The following is a 13,752-nucleotide window of genomic DNA, read 5'->3' on the forward strand; positions in this document are numbered from 1 at the left end:
TTTACCGGCATGCTCCGGAGCATGACTAGCGTGTTGATACACTCGTTTTTATCAACTCACTAGGCGGAAATCGGTTCCTGTGGTGCATGTAATCGAAGACGTGTCACATGCGTTTCGTCCGCCGCCGTAACCTCGATGCGCCATCCACTCTCGTGATCGAGCATTGTTCCAACTTCGGGAACCTGCTCAGCCAGCACGAATGCAAGCCCCCCAAGTGTGTCGACCGCCTCTTCAACTTCCGCAAGGCGCGGATCAATTTTCTCGGCGATATCGTCAAGCTCAGCGCGGGCATCGCAGTCCCAAACGCCCTCTCCAACTGCGACGATCAGCTCGATTGGAACCTCGTCATGCTCATCCTCAATTTCGCCGACAATTTCCTCGACCAAATCCTCGATAGTGATGATCCCATCTGTGCCGGAAAACTCATCAAGCACAATTGCCAAATGCACACGATTGGTTCGCATATCAGCCAACACGTCAAGCGCATTGCGGGTTTGCGGCACATAGAGAGGCTGGCGCATCAGGGTCGTCCAATCGCTAGGCGGCGCTGTGCCATTCGCAAGAAATGGAAACACATCTTTGAGGTGGATCATACCAATCACAGAATCGAGCTGATCGCGGTAAACCGGCATGCGGGAATGACCGTTTTCGGAAAATGCCGCGACGAGTTCAGCCCAGTCTGCGGCCGCACTAACAGCGATAATCTCGCCGCGGGGAATCGCCACGTCGTCCGCGTCATGCTCGCTAAAATGCAGCAGGTTGCGCATCATCTGGCGCTCTACCGATGACAGGTCGCCGTCATCGTTATCGCCGGATGCTTCTACGGTGTTTTCATCCTCATGCTCATCGAGGGTTTCCTCGATTTGCTCGCGCAAAGAACGCTCGCCGCTTTCGGGGTCGAAAAACTTGCTGATGGCGGGTCCCAGCCTGGACCAGAACCCGCTGCTACTCTCCGCGTCTCCCGCGGGTGATGACGAATCGGGCATGGCCCTGTGGTGCACTCCTATTTAGTCGCGGTGTTCATATGGGTCTTTTATGCCCATTTTTGCAAGTATGGCGATTTCCAGAGCTTCCATTTCGTCCGCACCTTTGTCGCTGATTGCGTGGTCATAGCCCGCGCAATGTAACAAACCGTGCACAATCAGATGCGCGGCGTGATGCTCGATGCTGATGCCTTTTTCGTCCGCTTCACGCGCGCAGGTCTCGTAGGCTAGCGCGATGTCGCCAAGTATGACGGGCGGGCCATCTTGCGTGAGCGCGAGCAATTCGGGTCGCGCTAGCATCGGAAAACTCAGCACATTGGTTGGCTTGTCCCGGGCGCGCCATTCCCGGTTAAGTGCATGAACTTCTTCGTCGGAAGTGAAGAGAATACTGGTTTCGAGCCGCGGGTTAGCGAGCGGCACTTCAACTTCGCCGACTGCCTCTGCAGCGCGTTCAGCCAGAACCTCCCACTTGCCTGTGGGCCAACGTTGAATACCGATATCTAGCTTCACCTACTCGTCGACTTCCACATCCTGAAGCGGCGTTCCTTTACAACTTGGATCGGGTCCAAGGTTCTGAAGTGGTCCTCTGAAGCCCGTGCTTTGCATACGATCATAGCAGATTTCAGTGTCTCCCGGCCCCGAAAAGATAGAAGCAGTTGTGTACCCCCAACCCAAAAGAACGAACACACCGAGACTGATCTTCGCTAGCGGCTTCACATTCTCATTCGCAGAACGCCAAGAGAGAAACGCGACCAAGCAAACGAGATAGCTCGATAACCCAAGAAACCAGCCTTTTTCTCTCGAAAATGCAACAAACAGGAAAACAAGTGAAAGCCCAAAAAGCATCGCGTATTTGGTGAACCAGATAGCCCCCCACGCCCTTGTGTTATAATCGGGATGTTGCACGTGAGAGCTATCCTGGCCCCTCATATGCCTCGACAATGCGGCCCACAATCGGGTGGCGCACCACATCGGCGGCGGTGAAGCGGATCGTGCCAAAGCCCTCAACGCTCTCCAACTTGCCGACAGCATCCGCCAGCCCGCTCATCCGGTCACCACCGGGAATATCGACCTGATGCGGGTCGCCGCACACAACCATCCGGCTGTTCTGGCCAAAGCGGGTGAGGAACATCTTCATCTGCTCGCGCGTGGTGTTCTGCGCCTCGTCCAAAATGATAAAGCTGTCCGCCAAGGTCCGCCCGCGCATAAAGGCAATGGGAGCGATCTCGATCTCTCCGCTCGCGAGGCGCCGCTCCACCTGCTCGGGCGGCATGCAATCATACAGCGCATCATATAGTGGGCGCAGATAGGGATCGACTTTCTCTTTCATATCACCGGGCAGAAAGCCGAGCTTTTCGCCCGCCTCCACCGCCGGGCGCGACAGGATCAGGCGCTGAACACTGCCATTGATCAGCTGGCTGACCGCCTGCGCAACCGCGAGATAGGTTTTGCCCGTCCCCGCCGGACCCAGCGCAAAGATGATATCATCGCGCACCAGGCTACGCATATAAGTCGCTTGCATCGCGCTGCGCGGGACGATTGTCTTGCGGCGCGTGCGGATCATGATTGGCGGCACGTCAGGCTTGGCGTTTACGATGCCTTCCAGCGTCGGCTCATTCGACATCACAATCAGCGATTCAATCGCGCCAGCGTCCAGATCCTGCCCCATAGCCAGCCGGTCATACATGGTTTGCAAGACTTCGCGGGCGCGCCCGACGCTATCCTCCGGCCCCTCGATCCGAACCTTGTCACCGCGCGCAGAGATAAACACGCCCAGCCGGTTCTCCACCTGCACGAGATTGGCATCAAACTGGCCAAATAGAGGGCCTAGCAGCGACTGATCATCAAATGCCATATCGGTCGCGGCGCGGCGTATTTCACCGCCCGGCGCAGGCGAAGTGTCAGGGTCAGTTTCTCGTGTTGGTTTACCTGCAGGTTTTCGGGCCATAGGCTCCTATGGGGACTCGGGGTTGAAGTTACATGCTATAGGAAATGTAAGGCGCCTCGCCCCGAGCGCAAGTTTGCGCCTGCACGATGGCTGGGGAAAGTCACATGCCTGTAATCAGGCGGACACAGTCTCGATCAGCGCACCGCGGATTGAATTGGGCCCTGCTTCGATCAGATCGACCTGCACCAGATCGCCAATTGCGCCCCTCCCGTTTTCTGGGCCTTCATACCATACGCTTTGTAGCCAAGGTGACTTGCCCAGCCATTGGCCGGGTAGCTTGCCCTTGCGCTCCACTAGCACTTGGCAGGTCTTGCCCTCACTCGCCTTGTTAAACGCCATTTGGTCGCGGTTGAGCGCAGCTTGCAAGCGTTGCAGGCGCTCATCCATCACTTCCAGCGGAACTTGATCGTCCATCGTCGCGGCGGGCGTGCCGGGACGCGGCGAATATTTGAAGCTGTAAGCCTGCGCATAGCGCACTTCATCGACGATCTTCAGAGTGTCTTCAAATTCAGCATCGGTCTCGCCGGGGAAACCAACGATAAAGTCACCAGACAGCGCGAGATCGGGCCGCGCGGCGCGGAAACGTTCGAGCAACCGCAAATAGCTCTCTGCAGTGTGCGAGCGGTTCATCGCCTTCAGAATGCGATCATTCCCCGCCTGCACCGGCAAATGGAGATACGGCATCAACTTATCGATCTCGCCATGCGCGGCGATCAGATCATCATCCATGTCCGCTGGATGGCTGGTGGTATAACGGAGTCGCTCAAGCCCATCGACCTTAGCCAGCCGCCGGATCAGGCCAGCCAGCCCTTGCCGCGTGCCCGTCTCATCCTCGCCAGACCATGCCGAAACATTCTGTCCTAGCAGTGTAATTTCACGCGCACCGGCATCAACCAGTTTAAGCGCTTCCTCGACCAAGTCGCTGTAAGGTCGCGATATTTCCGCACCACGCGTATAGGGCACCACGCAATAAGTGCAGAATTTATCGCACCCTTCCTGAATTGTCAGAAACGCAGCGGGCGCGCTTTTGCGGCGTTGTGGCAGCGCGGCGAATTTCGCAATTGCAGGCATATCGGTGTCGGTGCCGCGCTTGCCCTTCACCGCATCCTCCACCATTTCAGGCAAGCGGTGATAGGCTTGCGGGCCGACCACCATGGAGACTGCCGGCGCACGCGCCATAATCTCCTCGCCCTCAGCCTGAGCAACGCAGCCCGCCACCGCAATCATAGGCGGTTTCTTCTGCGTTTTACCTTTCGTCAGGCGGCCAATGTCAGAGTAGATCTTCTCCGCCGCCTTCTCGCGAATATGGCACGTGTTAAGGACCACCAGATCGGCATCCTCCCCCTCCGGCGCAGGCGTAATGCCCTGCTCGCTCAGCAGCTCACCCATACGCTCGCCATCATAGACGTTCATCTGACAGCCGAAGCTCTTGACCCTATAGGTCTTGGGGGGAGTTTGCGGTTTCATATCCGTGATGCGCTTAGCGAGAAGTAGGGTGCGGTTCAATCAGTCGTTGGGCCAGTGAGATCGAAGACGATGGCTGTGCCTCGGATTGCGCGCGATCCAATCATCTACTTCACTTAGATCGTCAGGAAATGCCTCAAATTGCGTAGTGACGCCTTTCGACCAAACATCTGCAATTCGACCATGAAAGAAGTAGCCTGACCGGCGCAGTTTTTCTACTTTCGCCCACTCGCGCTTATCTGACTGTTTTGGAACACGAAAATAACGTCCCATGCCGTGAAGCTCACTTCCGCATTCCGGACAAAGGTGATTGCTCTCTTTGCTCTGCTTCCACGATTTACGGCACGCGAAGCATGCATGAGGCATAAGGTAGTCCGGCCCGCGCGGCGGCGGGCCATCCTTGCCACTCTTGGAAAGCTCTTTACCCAACGCTCGCCTTAACGATCTTGCTTGGCTCAGCAGGCGGCTCACCCACTGCAAGGCCGTCGATCAGGTCCATGCCGCTCTCAACCTGGCCCCAGACGGTGTACTGACCGTCAAGAAACTCGGTGTCGCCAAAGCAGATGAAGAACTGGCTGTTCGCGCTGTCTGGAACCTGTGTGCGCGCCATTGAGCATGTGCCGCGAACATGCGGCTCTGCGTTGAACTCAGCCTTCAGATCAGGCTTGTCACTGCCGCCCATGCCCGTGCCATTGGGGCATCCGCCCTGCGCCATAAAGCCTGGGATCACGCGGTGGAACACCACGCCGTCGTAAAAGCCCTCGCCCGCAAGCTCGGTAATCCGTTCGACATGACCGGGTGCCAGATCGGGGCGCAACTTGATAACAACATCGCCAGTGTCCAGCGTGAGAGTGAGTTTATCGGCCATAGTCTTTATCTCCGTGAATGAATTGGCCGCCGATATAGTGGCTATTCGGGATAAGTCACGCGGCATGGGCCAAAGAAGGTGCAAGCCGCTTGCTTTTGCAGAGGCGCGGCCTAGACAAACACCCATGTCGGAGGAGCTTCCACACGAAGACGAGCCATATGAAAACGATGGCGTCATGCTGGCCGATCCGCCTGAGAGCGAAGCGGAGGATGCTGCGCGTCCGGATGACCGGATTGATGATGAGCGGCATGATGAGGAAAACACGCTCAAACCGGAATATGTAAGCCGGGTCAAACATGCGCTTGATGCCGATGACACGGCTCAGGTCTATGATTTGGTCGATCCGCTACACCCCGCAGACATCGCCGATCTGTTCGAGTTGTTCGACAAGGGTGAGCGCGCTGATCTGGCCGCTGCGATTACTGACCTGATGAGCTCGGATGTTGTGGCCGAGCTCAACGATTATGTCCGCGAGGATATGATGGAGGCGCTCGAGCCTGAGGCAGTCGCAACCATCGCCGAACAGCTGGAGACCGATGATGCGGTCCAACTGATCGAGGATTTGGATGTATCGGATCAACAAGCGGTTATCGCCGAGCTGGAGCCGGAGACGCAGGCCGCAGTTGAGAGCGCCCTAGCCTATCCCGAGGAGACAGCCGGGCGGTTGATGAACCGCGAATTTGTCGCGGTGCCAGAGCATCTGACAGTGGGCGATGTGATCGACTATCTGCGCGAGCAGACCGATATGACGAATGAGTTTTATGAGGTGTATGTCGTTGATGAGCGGCATCATCCCGTCGGTACATGCCTGCTGTCGTGGATCTTGCGCACGCCGCGTAACATTGCGCTGGCGGATGTGATGAAGCGCGATCAGACGCTGATCCCGGTCGGGCTGGATCAGGAAGAAGTTGCGCTGATGTTCCAGAAATACGGCCTCATCAGCGCCGCTGTTGTTGACGAGAACGAGCGGCTGGTCGGACAAATGACTGCCGATGATGTGGTTCATATCATTTCCGAAGAAGCTGGCGAAGACGCCCTGCTTATGTCGGGTGCGGGCGAAGGCGACATTAACGAGCCAATCCGCGAAGCTTACGTCAGCCGCGTCCGCTGGCTTATCGCGAACCTCGGCACAGCTTTGGTCGGCAGCGCGATTATCTGGGCGTTTGGCGCGGCAATTGAGAAGCTGGTGGCGCTCGCCGTGTTGATGCCGATTGTCGCAAGCATTGGCGGCAATGCGGGCACGCAGACAATGGCGGTGGCGGTGCGCGCGATTGCGATGAACCAGCTGACCCGTTCGAACACGTGGCGGATCGTGTGGCGCGAATTGCGCGTTGCCCTGCTCAATGGCGCAACCATTGCGGTGCTCATTGGCATTGGTACGGCGGCGATCTTTACACCGCAGCTTGGTGTGGTGATCGCGCTCGCGATGCTGGTGAATATTATAGTGTCGGGCACGGCCGGGGTGCTCGTACCGGTTGCGTTTGAACGTATGAATCAAGATCCTGCGGTCGCATCCTCCGTGTTTGTCACCATGATCACCGACAGCATGGGTTTCTTCGCGTTTCTGGGGCTCGCTGTCCTCAGCGGCGTGGTCTGAGAGGCGTAGGCATGGCCAGACGGCGGCGCAAAACACCCGCTAAGCCCGATCCGAACGGTGCGCCGCTCCACATGACCAAGATCGCCTTTGGCGCGAAGTCATGGGAGGATTTGGCAGGCTGGTATTTTGAGCGAGCAAGCATTGCGCTGACCACCAAATATCGCCCAACCCGTTACAAGGAAATGGAGGGCGGATCGCTTTATTGGATCCTCAACCATTCGCTGGTCGCACGCTCCGAAATATTGGGCTTTACTGAGACTGAGGATGGCCGCTGGCACATCAATTTAAAGCCAGAGTTGATCCGCGTTCACCAGCAACGCAAACGCGCGCATCAGGGGTGGCGCTATCTGAAGGACGAAAATGCTCCTGCAGACCTAGCCGAGGGCGAGGATGCGGGCGATGTTTTGCCGGGCAAGATGGCCGCGAAACTAGAGCGATTGGGTTTGCTCTAGTGTTTAGCTGAAAGGCGGCGCCCCTAGCCACACCCAGACCGTTATCGCGGCGCAGATGATCAAGACGATAAATGGCCTAGCGCGGGAGCCATGCTCAATATCCTCAGCTACGGACGGCGCGACGTCGCGCTGTCCGGTGATCATAGGCTCGATCAGATTGCTGTGTTTGATAACATCGTAAAATGCAATCGCGCTGAGATGCAGCGCGACCAGACCAAGAACCACCCACAGGAAAGTCTCATGCCAGTCGGTCAGCATATCCGCCGTCATCACGCCAACCAGGCCGTTGAGCGGACCCGTCGCACCGTCAAAAGGATCTCCAGCAAACAGGCCCATGCCCACTTGTAGGCTCATCGCGCCAAGCAATGCGACTACTCCCAAAGCGCCAAGCGGGCTGTGGCCAATACCCTCGTCATACTTGCCGCGAAGATAAGCAATCACCGCTGAAGGTCCGCGCACAAACTGCGCGAAGCGCGCGGTGCCTGATCCGGCAAAACCCCATGAAATCCGGAATAAGAGAACCCCGAACAAGACCATGCCGAGCCGCGTGTGCCACCACCACAGCGAATTTTCAGCGGTGTACCACATCATGGGAACGAGAAAAGCAAAGCTCCAATGGCTCAGGCGTACTGGCCAAGCCCACACCGTGATGGTCTTTTCAGCGTCCATTTTGGCCTTTCCCGATCATGCCTTTGGGGCCGAGGGGATCAGTCGGTGTCGAGGCGGAACTCGTCATGGCAGGCTTTACACGTGCCGCCCATCGCCTTGACTTGTTCGCCAACAGCCGCCACATCACCGCCAGCCGCAATGGTGATCATTTCAGCGCTAGCATCGACCAGATCTTGCGCAGCTTTTTCAAACTCGGCTGGTTTCTCCCAGATCGTCGCGAGCGCTTCGGTGTCGTAGCCATCGTCGACGCTGGTATCAGCTGGGAAGTGCTCAGTGATCCGCTGCGCGCGCTCATTGATATCCGTCGCCGCGCCTTCGATTGCCGCAAAGTCGGGCGCACCGCCTTCAAGCTGGCCGCGAATGACTTTGAAAGCGTCGCCGATACCTTCAAAATTAGACTGGCGCTCGCCAATGATTGCGGGTTCATCGCTTGCAGCGGCTGCGCCTTCGTCGGTTTCCGCAACGTCTCCGCCGCAGGCGGCAAGTATCGCTAGGGCTCCAGTTGCAATGCTCACGCGGAAAATAGTGCTTTGCTTCATTGGAATGCTCCTGCTTTTGAAAATGCTACGGAAATGCTCTGCGTTACTTTAACCAAATACTGATTTGATTGTCGAATCTATCGATCAGTTAGCATTCAATCGTCAGCGGCATCAGGCTTTTCCGTGAGCGCGCGCAGAACATCTCGCACATCATAATTGCCGTCATCTAAGTCTTCTGGCGCACTCTTTTCATAAGCTTCAAGCAGCGGATCGATCCGTTCCTTGATCCGTTTCACATTGGACCGGTGGCTCACGACGAAACGCTCGCGCGAGATGATTTGCGGTGTGATGATCGCCGCATACTCACCGACATCCATGCCGAATTTCATAAACCGTTCCTCGCCCAGCGGGGTGAACACCCAGCCGGGGATGATCAGGCCGACATGGACATGCGGCGGAACATCCTCGCGCAAGCTCTCCGTCAGGCCAAGGACGGCGTGTTTGCCAGCGATGTAGGCAGCGGTTCGAGGAACAGCGCAGAAGAAGCTGTTTTCGCTGCCAGTATTGTAAATGGCAGATGGCGTGTCCTGCGCGATCATACGCGGGGCAAAGGCGCGGCAGCCATTCCAGATACCCCAGAAATTCACATCAAAATGCTTGCGGGCGAGCTCTGGATCGACCTCCCACATCTTGCCATGCACGCCTGCAACACCCGCATTATTCAGCAGCAGATCGACAGTGCCAAGCTGCTCGAAAGCTGCCTCGGCTAGCCCCTCAACCTGCGCTAGATCTGAAACATCGCAAGGCTGCATCAGCGCGCCAATTTCCCTCGCTGCCTCGTCCAAACGATCACCTGGAACATCCGCCAGCATCACCTGCGTGCCGTAGCTCACCAATCGCTTTGCAACCGCCAGGCCAATTCCGCTGGCCCCGCCAACAATCACTGCAGTGCGCGGCTGCCAATCGCTCATGCGGGAGTTTGGGCCGGAATTTTTTCGGCCACCCGGCGCAGTGCATCAGCATAAACTTCCGGTCCTTGAGCGCCGGGGATCAGGAACTTCCCCTCGACGACCATTGCCGGGACGCCTGTGATGTTCATATCCCAAGCGGCTTGTTCTTCTGCGCGGACCTTCTGATCGTACTCGGCACTGCCCAATGCTTCAGCAGCCGCTGCACGATCGAGGCCCACCTCAGCGGCAATATCGAGCAGCACATCGCGCTCACCGATCCGCCGCCGATGATTGAAATGCGCGGCAAACATCGCGAGCTTAAGCTCGGTTTGCTTGGCATGCCCCTTAGTTTCGCCAACCCAGGTCAGTAACTTATGCGCCGCAAACGTATTCCACATCATCGCCGGCGGCGCTTCGCCATTCTCGTCAGTGGCGCCTTCATAGTCCAGCGACACGCCAGCGTTGATGGCGGCTTCGCGCATTTGGCCCTGCACGCCCTTCGATTGTTCAACCGTGCGGCCATATTTGCGCGCGATGTGCGCGGTACGATCTTCGCCCTCAGGCGCCATATCCGGGTTCAGCTCAAATGCATGCCAGCGAATATCAGCACCGATCTCGCCCTCAAGCAGCTTCAGGCCCTTTTGCAATTGCCCCCAGCCAACGAGGCACCACGGACACATTACATCCGACCAGACATCGATGGTCAGCGTGCGAGAAGATGTTGCTTCAGTCATTGTTCCACCCACCAGCTCATTAAATGATGCGCAATTGCCTGTTTTGGCGGACAACCCAGCGGCGCATCTGGGTCACCGTTTAGCGCTGCCTTGATATCGCCCTTGGTGAACCACAGCACTTCGGCCAGCTCGCTCTCGTCAATGGTCACTGCATCATCATCCGCCATTGCATGGCATCCGATCATCAGCTGCGAGGGGAAAGGCCATGGCTGGCTAGCGATATATTGCACATCGCGAACCACGATGCCGGATTCCTCAAGAACCTCTCGCGCCACGCCTTCCTCAATGCTCTCGCCCGGTTCGACAAAACCCGCGAGCGCGGAAAAGCGCCCCTCTGGCCAGCCTAGCCCGCGCCCCAGCATTAGTTTGCCGTCATACTCCACCAGCATGATTGTTACCGGGTCCGTGCGCGGGAAATGCTGCGCTCCGCAATTCGGGCAATTGCGCTGCCAGCCCCCCTTGGCGAGCGTTGTCTGCCCACCGCATTGCGCGCAATACTGGTGCCGTGCGTGCCAATCCACAATGCTGCGTGCAGCGCCATAGGTTGCCAAGTCCCCCGGTGAGAGCGCCGTCATCATTTGCCATACGGCAGGGTTCGCCATGCGCGGCGCGGCGTCCCCCTTGGAAGGAACCGCTGCGAAGCAAGGCTTCTCCCCACCATCGCTGCGATCCAGCCCGAGAAATACTAATTCGGCGTCTTCTGGTGCATCGGCCAGTGTCGTCCACTGCAAAACGCCCATATCATCCATGCCGGGCATCAACCCGTCGAGCGCGAGCAGCTTGGCCCGCCAGTTCATCATCCCCGCCAATGCTTCTGGATCAGCGCGAACATTGTCCGCTCTGTCAAGCGGCGATCCGGTGAATGCCAGCGGAGCTGACACCATCAGGAAGCGCTACTCATGCCGGACAGATCTTGCTCATACGCGGCGAGGAATTCGCTGCGCATCGGATAGGCTTCGGTCGGCATATACTGCGTGTACAGCGCCGCGCGCAGCTTGCGATCGAAATCGACGCTGGCGATAGTGCCTGCCGCGCCGCCCCAACCAAAGGTAGAGCCAACCGAGCGCCCGCCCGCACCAAAGCCCTGGCCGGCAACCCAGCTGTCGCTGAGATCAGCAGTGTCGGGCAGAATGTTGGAGACGCCGACACGGACGCTCTCGCGCTCCATAACCTGCGTCCCGTCGAGTGTGCCGTAGCCCAGCAGCATGCGCTGGAATCGGTCAAAGTCCTTCGCCGATGAGACCAAGCCGCCGCCGCCCGAAGGCACTTTTGGCGCGTCGAGATAAATCGAATTGGCGCCGGGATCGATCGGGATTGGGAAGCCGTTTGCGATCCCGTAATTGTCAGTCAACCGGCTGACTTCGCTCTTGGGCACAGTGAAGAACGTGCTCGCCATGCCGCATGGATCAAAAATTCGCGTTTGCAGGAATTCCTCAAACGACATGCCCGATGCGACTTCGATCACGCGGCCCAGCAGATCAATGCTGGCGGAGTAAATCCACTTCTTACCTGGCTGGGCCATAAGCGGAAGCGTGGCGAGACGATCAGCCCATTCCTCAAGGTTTGGCGCAGATGTGACAGGCGGGAAGCCGGGGATCGGCAAGCGGCTCACCCGTCCGCCGGTCAGGCCGTTTTTCGCATAAGCCTCAAGCAGCGGACCTTTGCTGGTGATCAGATAGCCAATGCCAGAAGTGTGTGTCAGCAGATGACGAATGGTGATCTCGCGCTCTGTAGGAACGGTATCATCAAGCGCGCCCTCCGGGTCCTTTAGCACGCGCATATTGGCGAATTGCGGCATGATTTCTGCCAGCGGGGTATCCAGCGTAAAATGCCCGTCTTCGATGCACATCATCGTTGCCATGCCAGTGATCGGCTTGGTCATCGAATAGATGCGATAAAGCGAGTTCTCATCCACCGGCGTATCGTTTGAAAATCCGAGCTTCCCTCCGCCGACGGTGTGCGCGTGATCTTCTTGCCTCCAGCCGAGCGTCACCAGAACGTTGGCGACTTTGCCGCTGTCGAGATAGCTCTTGGCCATGCGCGCAACATTCGGCCAACTTTCACCGACATCATGCGCGAGGAGTGAACGCCCCATGGGCATGGCCGCCAGCACGCCGCCCGCGGCGAGCATGCCGCCGGCACGGAATAGCGATCGGCGGGAAAGCTGCATGTCTTCAAATTCGCGGTAAGCCATATTCTCTCCAAAAACTGTCTGCATACGCCCTAGCGCTGCGATCATATCTGCACTGTGAACACCCGATTGCAGATTGCAACCCTTCGTGCATTTTTCCCTAGATTGATCTTGAAATTCACGACTGTGTTACCCATATAGGACACATGCTAAATATCCTATCCTATATTTTCGGTCTCATCTCTCTGATCATCGTTATTCCGGCAACAATCCCGCTACTTGGCTGGGCCAATTGGATTGCGCTGCCGATAATTGTGATTGGTGTGATCATGGGCGCGCTTTCATCAAAGGATGGCGGTCGCAATTTCTGCCTGATCGTGCTGCTGATCGCTGGTATCAGGCTGAGCCTTGGCGGAGGAATTCTCTAATCTGCAGTCTCGGCTAGCGCGAGCCCAGCGGCCTTCGCAAAAAGGGTCGGCAGGCCCGCTTCTTTGATCTCCTCAAGGGGCCACCACTCGCCTGCGCCTTTGGGCGGGGTGTCGCTAGCCAGCCTTTCGACCGACATTTCCAGCGCAAAATGCGTGAAGGTGTGACGGACCAGCCCAAGCGCCTGCCATTCGCCATCTAGCGGTGCATCCCCCGCCCCGTCGCCTTTCGCAGACCAGCCGTCGTCAGGAAGCGAACGCATGCCGCCCAGCATGCCGGTGCCTTCGCGCCGGACAAGCCAGACAGCGCCATCGCGCTCGATCCAGAACGCACGTCCTTGCCGAACTGGCTTAGGTTTCTTGGGCGCTTTGACCGGATATCTTGCCGGGTCACCAGCCCCACGCGCCTTACAACTGTCCATCAGCGGGCAAAGTAAGCATTTTGGGTCGCGCGCTGTACAAATAGTCGCACCCAGATCCATCATCGCTTGTGCGAAATCACCCGCACGCTCGCTCGGTGTAATCGTGTCGGCGTGCGCGCGGATCTCTTTGCGTGATGCGGGTAGAGGCTCTTCTATTTGGAATAGCCGCGAGACCACCCGCTCCACATTAGCATCGACCACCACGGCCCGCTCACCAAAAGCAATCGCCGCGATCGCCGCTGAGGTATATGCGCCGAGACCGGGCAGCTCGCGTAAATCAGCCTCGGTTTTCGGAAAGCCGCCTAGTTCTGACAACCTCTGCGCGCATTTCACAAGATTGCGCGCCCGCGAATAATAGCCAAGCCCTGCCCAAGCGGCCATCACATCCTCTTCTGGCGCGGAGGCCAGTGCCTCAAACGTCGGCCAAGTCTCGGTAAACTTGGCGAAATACGGCTTCACCGCCGCAACGGTCGTTTGTTGCAGCATCACTTCTGACAGCCACACACGGTATGGGTCAGGCGCCCGTTCGCCCGGTAAAGCGCGCCATGGGAGGACCCGCGCATGGGCGCTATACCAAGCGAGGAGTTTCTGAGAAATCTGGGTTGTCATTGTGGCGCTCTGCCCTCGCCT

The 13,752-nt window shown here is 57.8% G+C and carries 15 protein-coding genes; 3 read left to right on the forward strand and 12 right to left on the reverse strand.

Going from position 1 to position 13,752, the window contains the following annotated elements:
* Nucleotides 1-59 precede the first annotated feature (59 nt).
* The 5 genes from ACFCXQ_RS12815 to ACFCXQ_RS12835 all read right to left on the reverse strand — a co-directional run bounded on the left by ACFCXQ_RS12815 (nt 60) and on the right by ACFCXQ_RS12835 (nt 5,263).
* Nucleotides 60-986, reverse strand: coding sequence for a hemolysin family protein (locus ACFCXQ_RS12815; protein ID WP_379551174.1), 927 nt, complete (start codon nt 984-986; stop codon nt 60-62).
* Nucleotides 987-1,007: 21 nt separating this feature from the next.
* Nucleotides 1,008-1,493, reverse strand: coding sequence for an rRNA maturation RNase YbeY (gene ybeY, locus ACFCXQ_RS12820; RefSeq protein ID WP_379551176.1), 486 nt, complete (start codon nt 1,491-1,493; stop codon nt 1,008-1,010).
* A 403-nt stretch (nt 1,494-1,896) separates the two neighbouring features.
* Entirely contained in the window at nt 1,897-2,931 is a 1,035-nt protein-coding gene (locus ACFCXQ_RS12825; protein ID WP_379551178.1) for a PhoH family protein, read from the reverse strand.
* Between the two features lie 114 nt (nt 2,932-3,045).
* Nucleotides 3,046-4,398 carry a tRNA (N6-isopentenyl adenosine(37)-C2)-methylthiotransferase MiaB gene (miaB, locus tag ACFCXQ_RS12830; RefSeq protein WP_379551180.1) on the reverse strand — a complete coding sequence of 451 codons (1,353 nt, stop codon included), beginning with the start codon at nt 4,396-4,398 and terminating at the stop codon, nt 3,046-3,048.
* Between the two features lie 418 nt (nt 4,399-4,816).
* Nucleotides 4,817-5,263, reverse strand: coding sequence for a peptidylprolyl isomerase (locus tag ACFCXQ_RS12835; RefSeq protein WP_379551182.1), 447 nt, complete (start codon nt 5,261-5,263; stop codon nt 4,817-4,819).
* A 124-nt stretch (nt 5,264-5,387) separates the two neighbouring features.
* On the opposite strand from ACFCXQ_RS12835, the gene mgtE reads away from it, so the two are divergent.
* Together mgtE and ACFCXQ_RS12845 are read left to right on the forward strand one after the other, a co-directional pair.
* Entirely contained in the window at nt 5,388-6,860 is a 1,473-nt protein-coding gene (gene mgtE, locus ACFCXQ_RS12840; protein WP_379551184.1) for a magnesium transporter, read from the forward strand.
* 11 nt (nt 6,861-6,871) lie between these two features.
* Nucleotides 6,872-7,312 (forward strand): DUF1489 family protein, encoded by a 441-nt coding sequence (locus tag ACFCXQ_RS12845; RefSeq protein ID WP_379551186.1) that lies wholly within the window; start codon nt 6,872-6,874, stop codon nt 7,310-7,312.
* Nucleotides 7,313-7,315: 3 nt separating this feature from the next.
* On the opposite strand, the gene ACFCXQ_RS12850 is transcribed toward ACFCXQ_RS12845, so the two are convergent.
* From ACFCXQ_RS12850 to ACFCXQ_RS12875, 6 genes are all read right to left on the reverse strand, one after another.
* Nucleotides 7,316-7,981, reverse strand: coding sequence for a cytochrome b/b6 domain-containing protein (locus tag ACFCXQ_RS12850; protein WP_379551188.1), 666 nt, complete (start codon nt 7,979-7,981; stop codon nt 7,316-7,318).
* A gap of 38 nt (nt 7,982-8,019) precedes the next feature.
* Nucleotides 8,020-8,520 (reverse strand): c-type cytochrome, encoded by a 501-nt coding sequence (locus tag ACFCXQ_RS12855; protein WP_379551190.1) that lies wholly within the window; start codon nt 8,518-8,520, stop codon nt 8,020-8,022.
* A 95-nt stretch (nt 8,521-8,615) separates the two neighbouring features.
* Nucleotides 8,616-9,431 (reverse strand): SDR family NAD(P)-dependent oxidoreductase, encoded by an 816-nt coding sequence (locus ACFCXQ_RS12860; RefSeq protein ID WP_379551192.1) that lies wholly within the window; start codon nt 9,429-9,431, stop codon nt 8,616-8,618.
* Nucleotides 9,428-10,144 (reverse strand): DsbA family oxidoreductase, encoded by a 717-nt coding sequence (locus ACFCXQ_RS12865; RefSeq protein ID WP_379551194.1) that lies wholly within the window; start codon nt 10,142-10,144, stop codon nt 9,428-9,430. Before ACFCXQ_RS12865 ends, ACFCXQ_RS12860 begins: the two co-directional genes overlap by 4 nt.
* Nucleotides 10,141-11,028, reverse strand: a complete 888-nt coding sequence (gene nudC, locus ACFCXQ_RS12870; RefSeq protein ID WP_379551196.1) for an NAD(+) diphosphatase — start codon at nt 11,026-11,028, stop codon at nt 10,141-10,143. Before nudC ends, ACFCXQ_RS12865 begins: the two co-directional genes overlap by 4 nt.
* Nucleotides 11,028-12,338 (reverse strand): serine hydrolase domain-containing protein, encoded by a 1,311-nt coding sequence (locus ACFCXQ_RS12875; protein WP_379551198.1) that lies wholly within the window; start codon nt 12,336-12,338, stop codon nt 11,028-11,030. The genes nudC and ACFCXQ_RS12875 overlap by 1 nt, the downstream gene beginning before the upstream one ends.
* Nucleotides 12,339-12,481: 143 nt before the next feature.
* Between ACFCXQ_RS12875 and ACFCXQ_RS12880 the strand changes: the two genes are divergently transcribed.
* Nucleotides 12,482-12,703, forward strand: a complete 222-nt coding sequence (locus ACFCXQ_RS12880; protein ID WP_379551200.1) for a hypothetical protein — start codon at nt 12,482-12,484, stop codon at nt 12,701-12,703.
* Here ACFCXQ_RS12880 and ACFCXQ_RS12885 read toward each other — a convergent pair.
* Nucleotides 12,700-13,731: an A/G-specific adenine glycosylase gene (locus ACFCXQ_RS12885; RefSeq protein ID WP_379551202.1), complete on the reverse strand. Its 1,032-nt coding sequence runs from the start codon at nt 13,729-13,731 to the stop codon at nt 12,700-12,702. The two genes, ACFCXQ_RS12880 and ACFCXQ_RS12885, sit on opposite strands and share 4 nt — an antisense overlap.
* Nucleotides 13,732-13,752 lie beyond the last annotated feature (21 nt).

The sequence above is a fragment of the Qipengyuania rhodophyticola genome (assembly GCF_042493225.1).
Classification (GTDB): domain Bacteria; phylum Pseudomonadota; class Alphaproteobacteria; order Sphingomonadales; family Sphingomonadaceae; genus Erythrobacter.